The organism is Desulfovibrio intestinivivus, assembly GCF_053570665.1.
This window is the reverse complement of sequence record NZ_JBRBQT010000001.1, coordinates 2579028-2601728: the sequence shown is the minus strand read 5'-3', so window position 1 is coordinate 2601728 and position 22701 is coordinate 2579028. Positions and strand designations below refer to the sequence as shown.

12 protein-coding genes are annotated in these 22701 nt (G+C 51.9%); 9 read left to right on the top strand and 3 right to left on the bottom strand.

The features are described from left to right. The first annotated feature begins 266 nt into the window (after positions 1-266). The 8 genes from ACUZ9P_RS11170 to ACUZ9P_RS11135 all read left to right on the top strand — a co-directional run bounded on the left by ACUZ9P_RS11170 (position 267) and on the right by ACUZ9P_RS11135 (position 10205). Positions 267-1610 carry an anaerobic C4-dicarboxylate transporter gene (locus tag ACUZ9P_RS11170; protein ID WP_449249763.1) on the top strand — a complete coding sequence of 448 codons (1344 nt, stop codon included), beginning with the start codon at positions 267-269 and terminating at the stop codon, positions 1608-1610. A 33-nt stretch (positions 1611-1643) separates the two neighbouring features. After that, on the top strand, positions 1644-2294 hold the full coding sequence (locus tag ACUZ9P_RS11165; RefSeq protein ID WP_298997320.1) for a succinate dehydrogenase/fumarate reductase cytochrome b subunit: 651 nt from the start codon (positions 1644-1646) through the stop codon (positions 2292-2294). Positions 2295-2304: 10 nt separating this feature from the next. Then, positions 2305-4155: a fumarate reductase flavoprotein subunit gene (locus ACUZ9P_RS11160; protein ID WP_449249762.1), complete on the top strand. Its 1851-nt coding sequence runs from the start codon at positions 2305-2307 to the stop codon at positions 4153-4155. A 2-nt stretch (positions 4156-4157) separates the two neighbouring features. Continuing rightward, positions 4158-4940, top strand: a complete 783-nt coding sequence (locus ACUZ9P_RS11155) for a fumarate reductase iron-sulfur subunit (RefSeq protein ID WP_449249761.1) — start codon at positions 4158-4160, stop codon at positions 4938-4940. A 251-nt stretch (positions 4941-5191) separates the two neighbouring features. Beyond that, positions 5192-6931: a transporter substrate-binding domain-containing protein gene (locus ACUZ9P_RS11150; protein WP_449249760.1), complete on the top strand. Its 1740-nt coding sequence runs from the start codon at positions 5192-5194 to the stop codon at positions 6929-6931. Further along, positions 6928-8349 (top strand): sigma-54-dependent transcriptional regulator, encoded by a 1422-nt coding sequence (locus tag ACUZ9P_RS11145; RefSeq protein WP_449249759.1) that lies wholly within the window; start codon positions 6928-6930, stop codon positions 8347-8349. The genes ACUZ9P_RS11150 and ACUZ9P_RS11145 overlap by 4 nt, the downstream gene beginning before the upstream one ends. Positions 8350-8805: 456 nt before the next feature. After that, entirely contained in the window at positions 8806-9645 is an 840-nt protein-coding gene (locus ACUZ9P_RS11140) for a fumarate hydratase (protein ID WP_449249758.1), read from the top strand. Further along, positions 9645-10205: a Fe-S-containing hydro-lyase gene (locus ACUZ9P_RS11135; RefSeq protein ID WP_449249757.1), complete on the top strand. Its 561-nt coding sequence runs from the start codon at positions 9645-9647 to the stop codon at positions 10203-10205. Before ACUZ9P_RS11140 ends, ACUZ9P_RS11135 begins: the two co-directional genes overlap by 1 nt. Before the next feature lie 509 nt (positions 10206-10714). On the opposite strand, the gene ACUZ9P_RS11130 is transcribed toward ACUZ9P_RS11135, so the two are convergent. The 3 genes from ACUZ9P_RS11130 to ACUZ9P_RS11120 form a co-directional block, all read right to left on the bottom strand. After that, positions 10715-10936: a hypothetical protein gene (locus ACUZ9P_RS11130; RefSeq protein ID WP_298997297.1), complete on the bottom strand. Its 222-nt coding sequence runs from the start codon at positions 10934-10936 to the stop codon at positions 10715-10717. A gap of 144 nt (positions 10937-11080) precedes the next feature. Then, the gene (locus ACUZ9P_RS11125) at positions 11081-11425 is read right to left on the bottom strand and encodes a hypothetical protein (RefSeq protein WP_449249756.1); all 345 of its coding nucleotides are present in this window, start codon (positions 11423-11425) and stop codon (positions 11081-11083) included. A 363-nt stretch (positions 11426-11788) separates the two neighbouring features. Continuing rightward, entirely contained in the window at positions 11789-13006 is a 1218-nt protein-coding gene (locus tag ACUZ9P_RS11120; RefSeq protein WP_449249755.1) for an ATP-binding protein, read from the bottom strand. 914 nt (positions 13007-13920) lie between these two features. Between ACUZ9P_RS11120 and ACUZ9P_RS11115 the strand changes: the two genes are divergently transcribed. Beyond that, the gene (locus ACUZ9P_RS11115) at positions 13921-22605 is read left to right on the top strand and encodes a GH36-type glycosyl hydrolase domain-containing protein (protein WP_449249754.1); all 8685 of its coding nucleotides are present in this window, start codon (positions 13921-13923) and stop codon (positions 22603-22605) included. Positions 22606-22701 lie beyond the last annotated feature (96 nt).

The following is a 22701-nucleotide window of genomic DNA, read 5'->3' as shown; positions in this document are numbered from 1 at the left end:
AAATCGCGGATTCGGCCCAATTCGTTCCAAGTCCTCCATAACTTTTGTTATGGAGGACTTTTTATTGTGTGATGATAAAAATAAAAAAACATTATATATTGAACTATTACATAGAGGCAATCACTCTGGCATCAAACCTGCTTTCTCTCCCGTTATCTGTCACGCGCTGCATGTAAGGCGATAGTGCCAAAGCACTATCGTGCAGTTCAGCCATGTATGGCTGAGCAGTCATATCATGAAACAAAATAACGAAAATGGGAGATTTCATGCTGACACTGCAACTTTGTGTCATTCTGGCCTGTCTGCTGTTGGGAACACGATACGGCGGCATGGGGCTGGGCCTCATCAGCGGCATTGGTTTGTTCATTCTCTGTTTTGTCTTCAACGTGCAGCCGGGCAAACCGCCCGTTGATGTCATTCTTACAATTCTGGCCGTTATCGGTTGCGCAGCCACACTGCAAACGGCGGGGGGACTGGATGTGCTCATGCGGGTGGCTGAACGCCTGCTTCGCAAACACCCGGAACACATCACCCTGCTGGCTCCCATCACCACATGGTTTCTTACGCTGCTGTGCGGTACCGGCCACGTGGCGTACACCATGTTCCCCATTATCTATGACATCGCCATCAACAAGGGCATCCGCCCTGAAAGGCCTATGGCTGTCGCTTCTGTTTCGGCGCAGATCGGCATCTGCGCATCACCCGTCTCTGTTGCTGTTGTTTCAATGGTTTCCATGCTCGGGCAAGCCCACGGTGTGGGAACTGCCATAAGCATTGTCACGTTGTTGGCCATTTCCATTCCGTCCACCTTCGTGGGCGTACTGTGCGCTGGTTTGTGGTCCATGCACCGTGGCAAAGACCTGGACAAGGATCCGGAATTTCAGAAGCGGCTGGCCGACCCGGAAACCAAGTCCTACATATACGGCGGCGGCAGCACCCTGCTGGACAAGGTATTTCCCCCAGAAGCATACCGCGCCGTGTGGTTCTTTTTTGCCGCAATAGCCGCCGTGGTGATACTTGGCGCTTTTGCTGACCTGCGCCCCTCTTTCGGCCCGCCAAACAAGCTCGCGCCTCTTTCCATGAACATTGTCATTCAGATGATCATGCTCATTGCTGGCGCGTGCATCCTTATGTTCTGCAAGGTCAAGCAGCAGGCCATATCGAGCAGTGCGGTCTTCAAGGCTGGCATGGTCGCCATCTTTTCCGTTTTTGGCGTGGCCTGGATGACTGACAGCTTTTTCCATGCCCACCTTGCATTCATCAAGACGGAACTGGCAAGCGTGGTGACATCCTATCCCTGGACGTACGCTCTTGTGCTTGTGTTTGTCTCCAAGCTTGTGAACAGCCAGGCAGCCGCGCTGGCGGCGGTTGTTCCCCTTGGCCTCAGCCTCGGCCTTGAGCCCAAGCTGCTGCTGGCCTTCATGCCCATGTGTTACGGCTACTTTATCCTGCCCACCTATCCCAGCGATCTGGCCTGCATCAATTTTGACAGATCAGGCACCACGTGCATCGGCAAGTTCATCATCAATCACAGTTTCATTATCCCTGGTGCCATAGGCATTACCGTGGGCACGCTTGTAAGCTACGCCCTGGTCATGACCTTCCTGTAACCACGGTACAAGACAGGGATATCAGGAGAAATTATGAGTCAGGCTTTGTACAATGCCGGGGAATCGCCGCACACCAGATCTGAATCGCGGCTGGATTTTTTTCAGGCGATATCAGGCGTGCTGCTCATCGCCTTTCTTTGGGCGCATCTGCTTATGGTGGGCAGCGTTATCATAAGCCCTTCTGCCATGAATGCTCTTGGCTGGTTTCTTGAAGCCACCTGCATGGCCCAAATCGGCGGCCCAATCATATTCATGCTCATGGTGGCGCATTTTGTGATCGCCGCCCGCAAGATGCCTTTCGCCGCCGGGGAATGGAGTCTTTTCTGGAACCATGCCGTGCGCCTGCGGCACAAGGACACCTGGATGTGGATTGTGCAGGTTGCGACTGCTCTGGTTATTCTGATTATGGGCAGCATCCACATGTACACCATCCTCACCCATTTGCCCATTGACGCGGCCACGAGCGCAGCGCGGGTGCGCGGCGGCTGGCTGCCGTTTTATCTGCTGCTGTTGCCTCTGGCCGAGCTGCATGTGGGCATCGGTTTTTACCGCCTTGGCGTGAAGTACGGTTTTATAACCAGAAGCACGCGCTCCCGCTGGCAACGTGGCGAGTATATGATGATGGGCGGTTTTGTGGCCATTGGCCTTATGACCCTGCTGCGCCTCTGGCTGCTGGCCGGATAGGAGGACTTACGTGCGAGTTTTTCAAACTGATCTGCTCTGCATAGGTGCCGGACTCGCCGGCGAGCGCGTTGCCGTGGAAGCGGCCCAGGCCGGATTTGACGTTATTTGTCTGTCCCTTGTTCCTCCACGCCGTTCGCATTCATCGGCGGCGCAGGGGGGCATGCAGGCGGCCCTCGGCAACTCCATCATGGGCGAGGGCGACAGCCCCGACGTGCATTTTATGGATACCGTAAAAGGTTCCGACTGGGGCTGCGACCAGGAAGTGGCCCGCATTTTTGCGGACACCGCGCCCATAGCCATGCGCGAGATGGCCTATCTTGGCGTGCCCTGGAATCGTGTGGAACCTGGCGAACATACCTACTTTAAGGGTGGCAAGCCCTTTCAGGCCAAGGAAAAAGCCGAAAACGAGGGTCTCATCCATGCCCGCGCCTTTGGCGGAACAGCCAAATGGCGCACCTGCTATACAGCGGACGGTACGGGGCATTCCGTGCTCTTCACCCTGGATAACCGCCTGCTGCAACTGGGTGTGGACGTGCACGACCGCATGCAGGCCGAAGCGCTCATCCATGACGGGCAGTCCTGCCAGGGTTGCGTTGCACGATGCCTGCGCACTGGCGAGCTGGTGGCCTATCTGGCACGCGCGACGCTTATTGCCACTGGCGGATATGGGCGCATTTATCGCGCCACAACCAATGCCGTCATCTGTGATGGTGGAGGACAGATAGCCGCTCTGGAAACCGGATTGGTGCCCATGGGCAACATGGAGGCCGTGCAGTTTCATCCCACGGGCACCGTGCCCACCGACATTCTTGTTACCGAAGGTTGCCGGGGTGACGGCGGAACCCTGCTTGACGTCAACGGCTATCGTTTCATGCCCGACTACGAACCGGAAAAAGCAGAGCTGGCCTCCCGCGATGTGGTTTCCCGGCGCATGACCGAGCATATGCGCAAGGGGCTTGGCGTAAAAAGTCCGTATGGGGATCACCTGTGGCTGGATATCCGTCATCTGGGTGAAAAGCACATCACCACCAATCTGCGTGAAGTGTATGAAATCGCGACAAATTTCCTTGGTGTTGATCCCATTCATCAGCCCATTCCCGTGCGCCCGACCCAGCACTACAGCATGGGCGGCGTACGCACCAACAAGGACGGTGCGGCCTATGGTCTGAATGGCCTGTACGCCGCAGGCGAGGCTGCCTGTTGGGACATGCACGGATTTAATCGCTTGGGGGGCAACTCCTTGTCCGAGACAATTGTTGCGGGCCGTGTCGTGGGCGCCAAAATTGTAGAATTTCTTCAGGGACACGATTCCGTGTTTTCCACAGCCGCCATGCGTGATGCGGAAAATCTGGTCAAAAGCCGCATAGCGGCACTGTGCCGTGGCGGTAGTGAAAACTGCTTTACGCTGCGCAATGCCATGCAGGACGTCATGATGGAGCATGTGGGCATTTTCCGTAATGGCCCGGATCTGGAGGAAGGCGTGGAAAAACTCCAGGCTCTGCTTGAACGCAGTAAAAATATCGGTCTCAACGGCACATCCGGCAGTTCGTTCAGTCCTGAAATTTCCACCGCCCTACGCATGCCCGGCATGATCAAGCTTGCGCTGTGCACTGCCTATGGGGCGCTCATGCGCACCGAAAGCCGTGGAGCGCACACGCGGGAAGACTTCCCCGAGCGCAATGACCAGCAGTGGCTCAACCGCACTCTGGCGCACTGGAAGGAAGGCGATACCTTGCCGACACTCAGCTACGAATCGGCAACTCCGTGGTATGAAATTCCCCCGGGTGAACGTGGTTACGGCGGTGGCAAAATCATTGCCGCCGAGATTTCTCCCAGCATGATCAAGAAGCAAGGAGCATAGGCATGGCACGCACCCTTCATCTGGAGATATTCCGGCATAATCCCTCTGACCCGGAATCAAAACCGCGCATGCAGCACTTTGAGCTGGAAGAAACCGCAAGCATGACGCTCTTTCTGGTACTTTCGCAGATCCGCGAAACCATGGACGCTACGCTCCAGTTTGATTTCTGCTGCCGCGCGGGCATCTGCGGTTCATGCGCCATGGTCATTAATGGCCGCCCCGGTCTTGCCTGCCACACGCGCACTTCCGACCTGCCGGATCACATCAGCCTGCACCCCCTGCCGGTGTTCAAACTGCTGGGCGACCTTTCAGTGGACACGGGCACATGGTTCAGACAGGTAGGCAAAAAAATCGAGTCATGGGTTCATACCAGCAAACCCTTTGAGCCTTATGCCCCGGAAGAGCGCATGACCAACACGCTTGCCAACGAAATCTTTGAGCTTGACCGCTGCGTTGAATGCGGCTGCTGCGTGGCGGCATGCGGTACGGCCCTTATGCGCAACGACTTCATTGGGGCTGCAAGTATCAACCGTCTGGCGCGGTTTTATATAGACCCACGTGATGACCGCACAAGCGATAGCTTTTATGAACTGATCGGAGACGATTCCGGCGTCTTTGGTTGCATGGGCCTGCTGGCCTGCGAAGATGTCTGCCCCAAGAAAATACCGCTTCAGGATCAGCTGGGCATCATGCGGCGCATGGCCACGCTGGAATCAGTACGCGGCATTTTGCCCAGCGCAATCCGCAAAAAGTTTCTAGGCTGCAAAGAACGTTGCATCTGCTGAAATTGCATCTGTTATGAAAACTGTTGAAATGCACCATTGGAGGCCAGGAACAAAACTATTGCCTGTTTTGTTGTAGCCCTCACAGAAGGGGGCAAGCCATACTGCCCCCTTCTGTAAAATGGCTTTTTTCAGCGGCTATGCGCGTTGTTCCACACTGCGCACATGCAGAGATTTGTATTCTGTGCCATGCATGCAACATGAAATATGCATTAATGAGTTGACGCTTTAAAAAAAACACGGCAGGAATAACCATGGTTGCACTATTGGTACGCATTCTTCTGGCGCTCCTGCTTCTTCCTGCTGCTGTTTCAAACACCGCAGCAGTGGAATATAGTGAAAATGATACATCCGCAGAGCCCCCTGGGGTTCTGCGCTCCTTGCTTGTTGGCGGCGACCGTGACTACCCGCCCTATGAATTCCTCGACAAAAGCGGCAAACCTGCCGGATTCAATGTTGACCTGACCCGTGCGGTCGCAGAAACAATGGGTATGCAGGTTGAGTTCCGCCTCGGCGGCTGGTCTTCTGAACTGGCAGCTCTCAAACGGGGAGATCTGGACATGCTTCAGGGGATGACCTCTTCCGAAGATCGTTCCAGGTATTTGGATTTCGTTCCGCATACCATTGTCAACCATGCCATCTTTGCGCGCAGGGACACTCCTCCGGTTTCTTCACTCGATGAGCTTGAGGGAAAAAAAGTTATAGTCCATCGAGCTGGCTACATGAATGAGGTGTTGGCCTCCAAAGGGTTCGCACAGGATCTGATTCTTACAGACACCCCTGCCGACGGGCTGCGTCTGTTGGCCTCTGGCCAGGGCGAATACGCCGTAGTGGCTGTTTTGCCTGGCAATTACATTATCCGGGAAAACAAACTGCACAACCTTTACGTTGTGGTCAGTTCTGTGGCGTCGGTGCGCTATGGGTACGCAGCGCTCAAGGGCAATGAAATGCTCATGTCCCGTCTGAGCGAAGGATTGGCCATCCTGCGTGAAACCGGACGCTATCAGGCTATTCACGACAAATGGCTGGGCGTGTTGGAGACCGGGAAAGTTCGGTGGGAAACAGTGGCCCTGTACGCCGGGGCGATTATTGTGCCCCTGCTGATAGTGCTTGGTGGTGTGGTGCTGTGGACGCATATTCTGCGCAAGCAGGTGGCGCAGCGCACCCGCTCGCTGAGCATGGCGCTTGATGAACTTTCGCGTAACCAGCGCCAACTGGTGCAGGCCGATAAAATGGCGGCATTGGGCATACTTGTGTCTGGTGTTGCCCATGAAATCAATAATCCCAATGGGCTGATTCTTCTTAATATTCCAATTCTTCGCAGAGTGCTGGCCGATGTGACGCGTATGCTTGATGAACTGCGCGAGCGCGAAGGATCGTTTACTCTGGGCGGCATTTCCTATGAACGCATGCGCAACGAACTGCCCATGATGCTCGACGAAATGCAGGAAGGCGCTTTGCGGATCAAGCGCATCGTTAATGATCTTAAAGACTTCGCGCGGCGTGAAGAAGGGGTGGGAAAGTCCCTCATCGACATAAACGATGCCTCGCGCAAGGCCGTGCGCCTTGTTGAATCCACCATCCGCAAGCACACCGACCATTTTTCCGCCAATTACGAAGACGACTTGCCCTTTGTGTGGGGCAGCTCGCAACGTATAGAACAGGTTGTGGTCAATCTGGTGCTCAATGCCTGCCAGGCCCTACCGGACAAGTCGCGGGCGATTGTCATAACCACGCATTACGACCCGGAAAAGGCTGTTGTTGATTTGTGTGTGCGGGATGAGGGTACGGGCATCAACCCTGAACAGCTGCAGCATCTGACGGACCCTTTTTTTACCACCAAGCGTGAAACCGGGGGCACAGGGCTGGGGCTGTCCGTCTCCGCGGGCATTCTGAAAGAGCACGGCGGTACGCTGACTTTTGAATCATGCCCTGGGTGCTGGACAAAAGCCTCACTGACAATTCCTGTGGCCAAGGAGAACTGCGACCAATGAACTCCGCCCTTAATCCGGATTTCGGTATTCTCATAGTGGATGACGAGCCCGCCTGGTTGCGGGCCCTTTCGCTGACGCTGGAGTCATCGGCAGGCATCACAAATGTCTTTTTGTGTGATGACAGCCGCAAGGCCTTGCCGCTGCTAAGCAAGGGCAATATTGGCCTCGTGATTCTTGACCTGACCATGCCCCATATTTCCGGCGAGGAGATTTTGGCCTCCATTGCCGAGCAGTTTCCTGAAACTGCCTGTATCATCATCAGCGGGGTCAGCCAGCTGGACACTGCCGTGCGCTGCATGAAGCTTGGCGCGTTTGACTACTACATCAAGACCGATGAGGAAGACCGCATTGTGGGCGGCGTGCAGCGCGCCATACGGATGCTGGAACTGCGCAGGGAAAATCTTGAAGTAAAAAACAGGCTCGTAGCGGGAGGGGCACAGCACCCTGAAGCCTTTGCCTCCATTATCACCCGTTCATGGGCAATGCACGGCGTTTTCGCCTACATTGAAGCTGTCGCCAAAAGCCCCCAGCCCCTGCTTGTGACTGGTGAATCTGGCGTCGGGAAGGAAAACCTGGTTGCGGCGGCCCATGCCATCAGCGGGCGTGACGGGCCATTGGTGGCTGTTAATGTTGCCGGGCTTGATGATGCCGTTTTTGCCGATACGCTTTTTGGGCATGTGCGCGGCGCGTACACCGGAGCGGCTACACCGCGCAAAGGCATGATAGAAGAGGCCGCCGGGGGTACGCTCTTTCTTGACGAAATAGGCGACCTTTCCCTGTCCTCGCAGGTGAAGCTTTTGCGGTTGCTCCAGGAAGGCGAATATTATCCCTTGGGCGCGGATCAGCCTAAACGTCTGCACGCCCGCATCATTGTGGCCACGCACCGTGATTTGGCTGTAGACGAGACAGAGGGACGTTTTCGCCGCGATCTGTACTTTCGCTTGCGCACCCACCATGTGCATATTCCGCCACTGCGCGAACGCGCTGAAGACATCGGCCTGTTGATGCGGCATTTTCTTGCAGAAGCGGCCAGAACCATGGGCAAAACTGCGCCTGACATTCCTTCAGGTCTGGAAGAATATCTGTCGGCATATGCCTTCCCCGGAAATGTACGCGAGCTGCGGGCCATGATTTATGATGCAGTGAGCCTCAGCAACGGCCCGGAATTGTCTACCATCGGCATTCAGGCCATTGTCGGATGCAACTCTTCACACTTGGCATCCCTTGAGGCCACAGGTAATCCCTTTGCCGTGTGCGAGCATTTGCCCAGCCTTGCCGAGGCGGACAAGCTGCTGATTTCCGAAGCAATGCTCAGGGCTGGGGGAAATCAGACCATGGCCGCTCGCTTATTGGGCATATCTCAGCCTGCTCTTTCCAAAAGACTCAAATCATCTCGGGAAGTTGCTGACCAGAGCTGACAATCTGCAGTTTTCTGGCTGCGTGGCGTATAACTTTTAGAATGCTCCAATGCAGCTTGTTATAAAAGACACAAGTAAACGGGGCTGCGGGTTCTCTCTTATTGTTCCATCTCCGTCATAACGTATGTTATGGCGGAGATTTTTTTATAGGGGTTGGATGTTTTAAAAAGTATTGCATTTAAAATAGTTACAAAAAAATAGGACTATGGCATCAAACATGCTTTTCCACAGTATCAATCTTGCGCTGCATATATCGGTAATGCAGGGCGCTTTTGTATCATTCGCCCTGCATGATTGGGATGTTACTCGGCCCCGGTGAGCAACAAAAACAATGGAACGGAAAAAAGCATCGGCGAGTTAAGCAGGAATCCTGATTTCCCAAGGTGATTATGCGTACTCGTGCAGCTACCTTTTGCTGATAACCTTTTTGCAACCTTAACGGAGCGCGAAAACAATATGCGAACCATACCAAGACAAACGATAGTGGACACTGTGGCTTCCATGTGCATGGCGGCAGGTCGCTATTTGCCAGATGACGTTCTGGATGCACTGGCAAAGGCCGAAAAGAGCGAATCCCTGGAATCCGCCAGGGGAATTCTGGCGCAACTGGTGGACAATGCGGCCCTCTCCTCCAAAACAGGTTTGCCCCTCTGCCAGGACTGCGGCCTTGGTGTGTTTTTTGTTGAAGCAGGGGAAGACGTGCGTGTGGAGGGCGGCACCCTGCGTGAAGCAATCAACGCAGGCATGGTACAGGGATACAAGGACGGCTTTTTGCGCAAATCCACGTGCGACCCCTTCACCCGTCAGAATGTGGGCGACAACTCCCCTGCCATTATCCATTTTGACCTTGTTCCCGGTGACAAAATCAAGATCACCATGATGGCCAAGGGGGGCGGTTCCGAGAATATGTCGCGCGTCACCATGCTGGCTCCGGCGCAAGGGTGGAAAGGCATTCGCGAATTTGTCATCCGGCGCGTTGCGGAATCTGGTTCCAATCCGTGCCCGCCTATTCTGGTGGGCGTGGGCATTGGTGGAAACTTTGAGCTGGCCGCTATCAACGCCAAAAAGGCTCTCATGCGAGAAGTGGATGATGTTCACCCTGATCCCAAGGTCGCCGGAATGGAAGCCGATTTGCTGCAATCCATAAACCGCCTGGGCATCGGCCCCATGGGGCTTGGCGGCGATACCACCTGCCTTGGGGTCAAAATATCTGTCGTTCCCTGTCATCTGGCCAGCCTGCCTCTTGCCGTAAACATTCAGTGCCACAGCTCTCGCCACAAGGAGGTTACGCTCTAATGTCCGAACATTATTTGACCACGCCGCTTTCTGATGAAGCAGTGGAACAGTTGCGTATTGGCGATACCGTGTATTTGACAGGCGTCATCTATACCGGGCGCGATGCCGCTCACAAGCGCCTTGTGGAAGCTCTGGACGCGGGGCACCCCCTGCCCTTCGACCCCAAGGGCGCAGTTATCTATTATGTTGGGCCGTCTCCTGCCATTCCCGGCTACGCCATCGGCGCAGCAGGGCCAACCACCAGCTACCGCATGGATTCTTATGCGCCGCGCCTGATGGAACAAGGACTCAAGGGAATGATCGGCAAGGGTATGCGCTCGGCCGACGTGAAAAAATCCATGGTCGAGCACAAGGCCGTGTATCTGGGCGCAACGGGCGGAGCGGGCGCGCTGCTGAGTGTGCGCATCAATGAAGCCAGAGTTATCGCCTATGATGATCTGGGGCCTGAAGCCATTCGTGAACTTGTGGTGGAAAATTTCCCGGTTATTGTCATAAATGACTGTCGCGGCGGAGACCAGTACGCAGTACCAAAACTGGAAGAGGCGCTGGGACAAGCTTAAAAAGACGTTGCATTAACGCTGCTACATGTCGGAGATATTTTTGCGGCATCGATGGATTTGTCTGTCGATGCCGCGCCAGCGGCCCATTAATACCCATGCAGACCTTTGACCTGCCTGTTGAGATAAAAAGGCTTGTACCAAGGCCAAGGTGAAACCATTTTGGTTTCAGGCCATCCGGCATTCTGGCTGCCGCCATTTTCTAGCCCAGGGGTAAGAACCTCTTTGCCATCCAGCACGCCCTGCGACACGAAAAACAGACAACCACGGGCAAATATCTGCACATCCTTGGAGCATTCGCGGAAGTTTCGGATGCCTTGAGCGCATTGGCAAGCCGTGGGCCTGACGTCCCACCTTCTACCCTTCCGCGCTTTTACGGAAAAAGGATTCTTTTACAAACGAAAAGAAGAGAAGCAGGGGTTGACCTTACCCCCGAAAAGTATCTCATTGAAAAGTTATTGAAAGTTAGTCCTCCGGGAGCGGTCATGGTTCCCCCGGCCTTAGTTTTACCATTACCGATGCTTATTCGGCAGCGCATCAAGGCGCGTCCTCATGTCATGAACAAAAGACTTCAACACCCAGTTAAAATGATCTTTTTTTACGATAGCGGTGTTCATTCCAAGCCCCTTGTGCAACTTCAATTCATCCGAGGCTGGTGGAATACTATCTAGATACTTTTTCCAATTAGATAAAAGACGTTCCATCTCGGCACGTTGTTTTAAGCTTATATTCATTGATACTTCTCCATTCCTCTTTCTAGCCTGGGATACCCCGCTAAGAAGGAGGTTTTTGACCCGTGTAACCCAAGTAAAAAATAATGAAATAGACTAAATTGTGAAGTTGTGGACATTTTTACAAACATGGACGAATACGATTCATTAGTGGGAGGTAAGCGAACTTTTGTTGCCGGGCATATTCTGGAGTTCTTCCTGATGAACATCTTCAAATTGTTCATACATTGAAAGAACGCTGTAAACATAGTCTTGTCCTTCTTTCGTTTCATCCCACCATGCAACCCCCCTATTTTTTAAAATCTTTACTATCTGCGAGACAAAGCTGTTACTTCCCCTAGTCTTGTACGATTCCCCGTCGTCAATATCAATTTTCATGGTTTTTCCATCACCTGATGGAAAAATTGTCATACTGTGCCCATCTTCAAGGATGAATGTCTTTTTGCCGACACTCTTGAGTGCCACGTCGGCCAACTTGAATAGATAATTCATAAATTCTCCTACTGTATTTAGACTATTTACACATTACCATGGCAAAAAAATACTGTCTTCATAATTTATAATAAATATAATTCTTATGTGTAATTAATTTCGCCCGTCAGCCGCACTAAAGCAATTATTAGTGTTCATCACAAATAATATACATATATAAATCAGAACATATCGGCCAAACCCCTTGTTTTTGATCTTGCATTCCTCTGGCGCTAAGCAGCAAAAGCCCCGGCCATTGGAGTGGCCGGGGCTTTTCTTTGGTGCGGCAGATGTGTGCATATTTCTGCGGGAGGGGCAGACGGTCACGCCGGTCAGCTTCAACACGTAAAGCGCATAAAAGCCTTCCGCAATGACTCACATGACTTAGACCCGTGAATAAATTGCGACATCTTCTCTAAACTCTGTAATCATTGCTTCCGTCAAAGACGGTCTGAAAGAAGCAATTTTTTCAGCAATCATCTCTGTGGTCACAGGAGTGTTTGCCCCTCTTTCGCATTCTTCTTCAAAGGCATACTGGGCAACAATTTGGAATAGATACTCAATATCTGCGGGGGTAAATTTAGATGTCAAGCTTACAATATGATCAACATCAACAGCTCCACAGTTCATCTTTGCCAAATAGTATTCCAGAATTGTTTTTCTTCCATCGTCATCCAGGGTTCCTACCGGGATGATGCAATCAAATCGCCCCGGCCGTAGCAGCGCAGCATCCAGTTGACGGATGTAATTTGTTGCGCATACGAGCAGAACCTTGTTTGATTGGCTCTTTATCAGTGGCACCTGTTTGAGAAATTCGTTGGTAATGGATCTGTCGATTCGATTTGCGCTATCCCGGCTGCCTGCGAATTCCTCAAATTCATCAATAAAAAGAATAATTTCATCTAAACTTCGCGCTTTTTCCATTATTGCCCGCAGATGTGCCCCAATTTTGTCTACACCGTCGACCATAAGCATGCTTGGCGCGATTTCTATGAACCACCACGCCAGTCTCCCGGCCATTGCCTTGACAAAATGGGTCTTGCCCGTACCGGGAGGGCCAAAAAAAATGATAGTTTTAGGCGGAATGACGCCATACTTTTGTGAAAGCGCCCCCTCGACCAAGGGGAGTATAATCCTCTTGTGAATCAGTTGCTTGGGGGGTTGTGTGTCGGAGATAGTATCCCAAATATCTCGGCTGATGGTGCGCGCGCCCATCTGCACCAAAAGCTTTTCCTGATTGTGCGTAGAGAGTTCCTCATCCGTCCCTATGTTCTCAAGAAAGTCGGTGCAGGCAATCTTGAAGCCGACATCCCGATTCAGTCTTTCAGACAGAACCCACTTATGTTGCATGATTTTCTGCCAAAGATCCGTCGCTACATCCGCATCGAATTTTGCACCGCTGGCTTCAAAGATTTTGCTGGCACAAATTTCTGGAGAGGGCGTGTCTAGTATTATTTTATCCAAAATGAACCCCTGGTTGTAATATTGTGTGGGGCAATTGTTTTCGGAATTGGTGAGTAAATTTGCATGTAAAAACGAAAATATTGCCATATAAACATTTTTACAGTGTTTATATTTTAATCTCATAATTACTATTGTCACTATTTATTTCATAAATTATAATTTTACTATCTAAAATAGTAGTGTATTTTATTGGAGATATAAAAATCATCATAGCACATAAAGCTATTAAGTGTATCAAATATTTTTTAAATGACATGATAAATGCCATCCAATAGGACAAGAATCTCGACACAAACCTACATCTGCCATTCAGTAGCGACTACCTGCCGGTAGGATTTAGGCGGGTATTGCAGGTCAACCAAGTGTTGTAATCCCATCTGCACCTCGGATAGCCCTAGCATGGGGCTCTCCTGTCTCTAAACTAGTCAGCATGGTAGCCCAGCTGTCCTTATAGCAGAAATTGCGTAGCACACGCCTTGCTCGCTCAGCGGAGAGAACCTTGTCACGCCGCTGCAGATTGTCACCCCTCACGCCTCTAAATACTTTTGGCGTTGATCCTTTGCACCTCTTCTCTTTCTTTTTTGAGAAACATATCCTAATAATATCATGACTTATTAGTAATATTTTATTGTAAAAAAGCTTAACAAGGAGATAAATTCTATAGTGTTCTCATTTTATGCGTCAAAATTAGATAAAAAAAATATAAAATTAATTTGTGTACTGTATTATATAAATTGTTTATAAAAGATAAAAATAGTCAGAAAATTTATTTTCACAATTAAATAACATGCATTATTATTGAATATTTATCCCCAATGTTTTCCCAATTGTACAACTTCTGCTTTAGATCGGGCACGTTGGAGGGCTTGGCGGTGAGTCGCCTGCGGCATGACAGGCGGCAAGGGATTAACGAGGTAATATAGCCTGGAGCAACTAAGCATACACTGCAACAAGATGCATTTAACATATTGGAATTATTCGCAATGAACCTATTCAGCAAGGTAACTTTCGGGATACTATCCGCCTCGCGGGCGTTCTTTCAGGCAAGACAGATGCCATGGAAGTACGCAGGAGAGGTCGGGCCATATCAACTTGAGCTATTCAGCACTGAGCATCTTGGAGTACACGGCAGGCTGCTGGCAGAAAGACACCGTGTTGCAACAGAAAAACACCCGGAAATATTACTTCCACGGCTTGTGGACAACGAAAAAATGTTTTTGTCTGTGCACAACCTGCTGAATGAAGATGCGCGGAGCGGCGTGCAGATAGCGCCCGCAGGAGAATGTCTTCTTGATAATTTTTATATCCTTGAAGAGCAGATTCGCGCAGTAAGGCGGCACTTGCCCAAGGGCTACAGTCGGGAACTGCCCCACCTGACCACGGGATTTTCTGCGGGGCTGCCCCGTGCCTATGACATTGCCCAGGAAGTTATATGGCATAGTGACGGGCGGGTGAATGCTGAAACTGTGACAGCGGTCCTGTCCTCCTATCAAACCGTTTCTGTGCTCACTATGGGAGAATTATGGGCTGTTCCCATCATGTTTCGCTTTGCTCTCATAGAAAACATCAGACATATCACCGCTCTCATAGCTGCATACAGAACTGACCGTGCGCTTGCGGTGCATTGGGCCAGCAAGTTGACGCGCACTGCTGCGGCCTCTCCCAAAGACCTGATCATGGTAATTGCGGACATGGCGCGGTCAAATCCATCACTTACGGGCTCGTTTGTCGCCGAGTTCAGCCGCCAGCTCAAAGGCATGGGCCCCTCCCTGGCGCTACCGCTCACATGGGTTGAGCAACAACTTGCTGACTCAGGTCAAACGATCGACCAGCTTGTGCATGTGGAAAACCAGATGCAGGCTGCCAGCCAGCTTTCCATGAGCAATTGTTTCAACAGCCTGCGAGCTATTGAATCTGTTGACTGGAAAGGCTTTGTCGATTCAGTAAGTGTTGTTGAAGGCACGTTGCGTAAGGACCCTGCAGAAATTTATGCAGCTATGGACTTCAATTCGCGCAATTATTGCCGCACTATTATAGAAAAAATGGCGAGGTGCAGCCAGCTGACAGAGAACGAGATTGCCCAGAAAGCCATTGAGCTTGCCCGCGAAGGCATGACCCAGCATGGCAAAAATGCTCGCTCCGCGCATGTTGGCTGCTATTTGACTGCAGAAGGCAAGCCTCGGCTTGAAACTGCCATATCTGCCCATTTCGGCCCAGTGCAGACCCTTGCACGCGCGGCTGAATATTTACGCGTTCCTCTGTATATATCTACAATCATTTTATTAACGCTATTTTTTACAGTATCTTTCGCCTTTGTCGCCATGGCACAGGGCGTACATAATTTATGGGCTTCTCTATTCCTTTTACCAATTATCATTGTAGCCTGCCATCTGGCCCTGGCTGTTGCCAATAAAATTGCCTCCATTGCCATCAATCCCAAACCTCTCCTCAAAATGGATTTTTCCGCCGGTTTGCCAGAACATTTTCTGACTCTGGTTATTGTGCCAGCAATGCTCACCAGCAAAGATTCCATCAAGCGCTTGTTCGATGACCTTGAGGTGCGTTTTCTGGCCAATCAGGACACATCCTTATATTTTGGATTGCTCACGGATTTTTCTGATTCTGCAACGGAAACCACCCCCAACGACAAACTGCTCGTCCGTATGGCCCGGCAAAAGGCAGCAGAGCTTAATGCCAAATATGCAACAGAAAATTATACCCCGTTTTTTCTTTTTCACCGCCCCCGCTTATGGAATGCTCAGGAAGGAATATGGATGGGGCATGAACGCAAACGCGGCAAAATAGAGGAACTCAACAATTATTTATGCGGCAAAGCCCCGGATGTCTTTTCGGTTGTTGAGGGTGACAGGGCGGTTTTTTCGCGTGTTCGCTACATTATAACGCTTGATGCAGATACGCAGTTGCCCCGAGATTCTGCCCGCCAGCTTGTGGGGGCCATGGCTCACCCCCTGAACCGCGCGCGATTTGATGAGGATAAAAAGCGTGTAATAAACGGATATGGCATCTTACAGCCGCGCGTAGAGCCAAGCCTGGCCGGGGCCAACCGTTCGCGCTATGCCCGATTCAACTGTAAAAAGAGCGGCATTGACCCATACACGCGCACAGTCTCTGACAGCTACCAGGATGTATTTGGCGAAGGCTCATACATCGGAAAGGGCATTTACGACCTGAATACATTTGCCACCATGCTGTCCGGGCGCTTTCCTGATAACAAGGTGCTCAGTCACGACCTTCTTGAGGGCTGCTTTGCCCGCTCTGGCCTACTGAGTGATGTTTCTTTTTATGAAGATTACCCCGTGGCATATCTTACCGATGCCGCAAGACGTCATCGCTGGATTCGCGGAGACTGGCAGATCATAAGCTGGCTGTTGCCTCGCGTTACCGAAGGCGATGGGCAGGTGCACAAGAATCCCCTTTCATTACTCTCGCGCTGGAAAATTTTTGACAATCTGCGCCGCAGCTTGACCCCTGCCGCATTGATACTGCTTTTGATTTCCGGGTGGGGCATGCTGCCATTATCGTGGCAATGGACCTCGCTGGTGGTTGGCTCTATGTTTCTGCCAGCCTTGCTTGAAGCTGTCGTTGCCATGCTCCACAAGCCGGAGGACACGTCTTTCAGGCGTCACATGGCGCTTCAGTTTTCTGAAATTCCAGGGCATTTTTCTCAACCTGCAGAGGCATTGCTCTACTTGCCTGTTGAAGCAGCCTCAAATCTGGATGCCATTTTTCGCAGTTTCTGGCGAATGATGGCCTCAAAAAAACGCCTTCTTCAGTGGAATGTATCGGTTTGTTCTGGCAACGCTGCTCCCGCTCACCTTAGAGAAACCGTGGCTGCCATGTGGGCCGGGCCCGTAATCGCCGTGCTGGTTATGCTTGCCTGTGTTGCTTTGGGCAACGGTATGGCAGTAAGCACTGCCCTGGCTGGCGTTGTTTGCTTGCTGTGGTTTTTTTCTCCGGTCATGGCCTGGTGGTCGAGCCTTCCTCTTAAGCGGCATCAGGAAAAGCTCACCCCAGAGCAAACTGTTTTTCTGTTCAGAATTGCGCGCAAGACCTGGAAGTTTTTTGCAACCTTTGCCGGTTCTGAAAGCAACTGGCTTCCGCCAGACAACTATCAGGAAATTCCCACTGGCAGGATAGCCCACCGTTCTTCACCCACCAATATGGGCATTGCGCTGCTGGCAAATCTTTCGGCCTATGACTTCGGTTTTATAACCGCTGGGGCATTTCTGGAGCGCACATCAAAGTCCCTGTCCGTGATGGAAAAACTTGAAAGATACAAAGGCCATTTTTTCAACTGGTACGACACCCAGTCTCTGGCACCTCTGTCGCCGCGCTACGTATCGTCTGTGGACAGTGGCAACATGGTTGGACACCTTTTGGTTTTGCGCGCAGGGTTGCAGGAATTTGTGGAAAAAAGAGTAAGTCATCCGCTGCTTTTTAAAGACCTGCAAAAAACGCTTGCCATCCTGGCTGAAACCGCCCCCAAGCCCCATGATGAGGTTGCAAATTCACAACTGGACACTCTCAGCCTTGAGTTGGCTGCGGCTGTTCAGTCGTTATCGCCGTCTGCAATTCAGGTCAGAAAAGATCTTGAGCTCCTGCAAACATCTGCAACTGCAGCCATGATCCAGAGCGAGATGGCTTCTGACAAGGAGAAAAAGCAGTACGGCGGCATCGTGCAGGAAACATTTTGTCTCAAATTGCAGGATGCGCTGGACGAGCTTACACTTTTTATGCCCTGGACATCGCTTCAGGGCGTGTCCGCTGCTGATCTGCAAGATTTTAAGATGCTTGACGCTCACCTCACCCTGTTTGAAATCGCCGCACTTGAAGATGCCCTGTTGCCGCGCCTGGCATTGTACGCCGCGGAGGAGAAAGATCCGTCAAGGCAGCATCTTTTTGCTGAACTCGCGGTGCTTGTTGGGGCAGGTAGCCGCCAGGCCAGGGCGCGCCTTGAACAGATAGCGGAGATGATGGAGCAGTGTACTGGTCTGTCATGCCTTGAGTATGATTTCCTTTATGATTCCAAGCGTAAGCTGCTATCCATCGGCTACAATACGGATGAAAACAGAAGGGATGCAAGCTATTATGACCTTCTGGCCTCTGAGGCCAGGCTGGCAGTATTTGTGGGCATCGCTCAGGGGCATCTGCCTCAGGAAAGCTGGTTTTCTCTTGGGCGGCTTTTGGCAACCACCACAGATCAAAAGCCGGTGCTTCTTTCCTGGAGCGGCTCGATGTTTGAGTATTTGATGCCGCTTCTTGTAATGCCCTTTTATGAAAACAGTCTGCTTGACCAGTCCTGTAAAGCTGCTGTTGCCGCTCAGATCGAGTATGGAAAAAAATGCGGTTTGCCGTGGGGGATATCTGAAAGCGGCTACTGCATGACCGATGCGCGCGCTGACTACATGTACAAGGCCTTTGGCGTACCGGGGCTAGGTATCAAGCGCGATCTGACCGCAGATATGGTTGTAGCTCCGTACGCTTCGGCCTTGGCCGCCATGATAGCTCCACGCGATGCCTGCCTGAACCTTGAACGTCTTTCACAAGGAGGCGTAGAAGGTGATTACGGCATGTACGAGGCCGTTGACTATACCGAATCGCGATTACCGAGGGGGGAAACATTCGAGATCGTGCGTTCCTACATGGCGCATCATCAAGGAATGAGCCTGCTTGCTCTGGAGGCATTGCTTCTTGATTACCCCATGCAAAAACGGTTTGAGAGCGATCCACAGTTTCAATCCGCCATACTGGTTTTGCAGGAACGGGCTCCGGAAGCAATTCCAAGTTATGTGCGCACGTCAACACGGTCGGGTGTTCCCGCAATTCACAGCTTTGTAAAGGGTGCAACGCGCATCATCGGTTCGCCACACACTGCAAAGCCAGAGGTTCAGCTGCTTTCAAACGGCAGGTATCATGTCATGGTAACCAATGCCGGCGGCGGGTACAGTCGCTGGAACAACCTTTCTGTCACCAGGTGGAAGGAAGATACGACGTGCGACGACTGGGGTACGTTTTGTTACATCCGCGATCTTGCCACTGGAGAATACTGGTCTACTACCTTTCAGCCAACTCAGGTAAGAACTGAACATTTCAAGGTGATTTTTTCAGAAGGGCGAGCCGAATTTCATTGCCGTAACCTTAAGTATGATGTGCATACTGACATTGCGGTTTCGCCAGAACACGATGTTGAACTGCGGCGAACAAAGATCACGAACAATTCTCTGGAACAGCGAACCCTCGACATAACCAGTTTTGCCGAGGTGGTTCTTGCTCCTTCCGCCGCTGATGCCCTGCATCCTGCATTCAGCAATCTTTTTGTCCAGACCGAAATAGTTGAAGATCAGTTTGCAATTCTATGCACCCGCCGCGCCCGGTCTGAAGAAGAAAATACCCCCTGCATGCTGCACATGATGGCCGTTCATGGCGTGCCTGTTGACGCCATTTCTTACGAAACCAACAGACGACAATTTATTGGCCGTGAGCGCACCATAAAAAATCCAAGGGCAATGGACAGGGATGTTGTTGATCTTTCTGACAGTGCAGGGGCCGTGCTTGACCCGGTTGTTTCTGTGCGCACCCGCATCACGCTTGAGTCCGGGCAGTCTGCCATAATTGATGTTGTTTCTGGCGTGGGCGAATCACGGGCAACAGCCATGGCCCTCATTGAAAAATACCGGGATAAGGGCATTGCCGACCGTGTTTCCCGTATGGCCTGGGTGCGTGGTCAAATATTGCTGCGCCAGATCCACGCCACCGAGGTGGAGGCGCAACTTTATACCGGCCTGGCAGACTCAATCTTATACGCCAATGCGCAACTGCGTGCTGAAAGCTCTCTGCTTGTGCAAAACAGCAAGGGGCAGTCCGGACTTTGGGGGTACACGCTGTCCGGCGACCTTCCCATATTGCTGTTGCGGATAGGAAGCGTTGATAATATCGAGCTTGTCCGCCAGCTTTTGCGAGCGCATACCTACTGGAACCTTAAAGGACTACGGGTTGACCTGGTAATCTGGAATGAAGACAAGGCCGGATACAGGCAGCTTCTGCATGACCAGATCATGGGGCTTATTGCAGAGGGAAATGGCAGTAGCCTTGGGAAACCGGGGGGGATTTTCGTCCTTTCCTCGGATCGCATAGTTGAAGAAGACAGAATCCTGATGCAGGCAGTTGCCCGGGTCATCATCACAGACGACAAAGGTCCTTTGGCGCAACTGGTAAAAGGTCGCATAGCGCCAGTCAATACAATTCCCTATCTCGCACTGTCGGACGGGCCAAGAGCTTTCCGTAAGGAGAGCGCCCTGCCTGCCCCGCGCAATGACCTTATACTTTTTAACGGATTGGGTGGTTTTACTCCCGATGGGCGGGAGTATGTCATAATTACGGCCCAGGGCCAGGCAACACCTGCTCCATGGGCCAATGTGCTCGCTAATCCACAATTTGGAACAGTTATTTCGGAAACAGGGCTCGCCTTTACCTGGAGCGAAAATGCCCATGAGCATCGCCTTACCCCATGGTCAAACGATCCCGTGGGTGATTCAAGGGGCGAGGCTTTCTATATTCGCGATAACGACACCGGCTACTTCTGGTCTCCAACCCCCCGCCCATGCCGAGGCAAAACACCCTACACAACCCGGCACGGATTCGGCTACAGCGTGTTTGAGCATACGGAACGCGGCATACAATCAGAGCTTCTTGTGCATGTTGATGTGGACGCCCCGGTAAAATGCATGCGGCTGACGGTGAAAAATGTGTCGTCAATACCGCGCAGACTGTCGGCAACGGGTTATGTGGCATGGGTTCTGGGCGATTTGCCGGAGAAAACACGTATGCACATAGCCACAGAAGTTGACCAGATGAGCGGGACAGTTTTTGCCTGCAATTCCTACAATTCTGAGTTTCCTGATCGAACGGCATTTTTTGGCACAGACGACAGCATTAAATCTGTGAGCTGCGACCGCGCTGAATTTTTGGGGCGCAATGGCTCGCTGGATAATCCGGCGGCCATGGGGCGCAGCCGCCTTTCTGGCCGAAACGGCGTTGGCCTGGACCCGTGTGCCGTTATTCAGGTTCCGTTCACTCTTGCCGCTGGCGAGGAGAGGGTCATTACATTCAGGCTTGGAGTCGGGAAATCCAAAGATGAATGCAGAGAACTTGCCATGCGGTTTAAAGGAGCGGAGGCAACGCAGGAATCCCTGAGCAGGGTCTGGCGGCAGTGGGATCGCCTGCTTGGTTCTGCCTATGTGGAAACACCAGATACGTCTTTCAACGTGATGGCCAACGGCTGGCTGCTGTACCAGGCCATAGCCTGCAGGATGTGGGGGCGCGGAGCCATATACCAGTCTGGCGGTGCATTCGGATTCCGCGACCAGTTGCAGGACGCAATGGCTCTTGTGCATACCGCACCCAATTTGCTGCGTGAACAGATACTTTTATGCGCATCGCGGCAGTTTGCAGAGGGAGATGTCATGCACTGGTGGCATCCGCCGTCAGGGCGAGGGGTGCGCACGCACTGTTCAGACGACTACCTCTGGTTGCCCCAGGCAGTTTGCCGTTATATCAGCTCCACTCAGGATACCGGCATACTGGACGAGCAGGTTGCCTTGATCACAGGACGGCCCCTCAAGGACGATGAAGATGCCTATTACGACCAGCCTTCCGATTCAGGAATCACGGCAGCAATCTATGAGCATTGTGTGTTGGCAATCCGCTATGGGTTAAAATTTGGCGCACACGGGCTGCCGCTTATGGGTTCTGGCGACTGGAATGATGGAATGGACAAGGTTGGCGCTGGTGGAAAAGGTGAAAGCGTTTGGCTGGCCTTTTTCCTTTACGATGTGCTTTCCAGGTTTGGTCCCCTTGCGGCAGCGCGCGGTGATTTGCCTTTTTATCAGGAATGTACAAGTCACCTGGCGGTGTTGAAAGACAAAATCGAAACCCACGGCTGGGATGGCGGATGGTATCGGCGCGCATATTTTGATGACGGCACCCCCCTGGGCTCGGCAGAAAACAGTGAGTGCCGTATCGACTCCATAGCGCAAAGCTGGTCGGTACTCTCAAAAGCAGGGAGTGCGGAGCATGCCACACTGGCTATGCTGGCGCTGGATGACTACCTTGTGCGACGCGAGGACAAACTGGTAACGCTGTTTACACCACCTTTTGATGTGCAGGCCCCCAACCCCGGCTATATCAGTGGATACACGCCTGGTGTGCGCGAAAACGGCGGCCAATACACCCACGCAGCCGTGTGGGCGGCTATGGCCTTTGCCCAGCTGGGTGATTCCAGACGTGCATGGGAAGTCTTCAACATCATCAATCCGGTAAATCACTGCAAAACTGCGGAGGATGTGGCGCGCTACGAAGTGGAACCCTATGTGGCTGCCGCCGATGTTTATGCCGCCCCCGGCCTTGTTGGGCGCGGCGGCTGGACATGGTATACGGGTTCAGCCGCCTGGATGTACCGGTTGATGCTGGAATCTCTTTTGGGAATCAACCTCGAAAATGGCGCCTTGCGAATTGTGCCCTGCCTGCCTGCGAACTGGGACTGCTGCACTGTCCATTATCGCCATCTTAGTGCGGTCTATCACATAAAAATCACTCAGGAATATGCCGGAGGCAAGAACTTTTCCATCACACTTGATGGAACTGCTCAAAATGACTTGCTTGTTCCTTTGGTTGATGACCAACAGGAACATGAAGTATCTGTTGTTGTTCAACAATAAACAATACTTGCATATTTTGCCTGATTGTATCAGCTGGTGTTGAATGGGCGCATATATGTAATGACATTTCAATATTATGTAACTATATTATTTAAA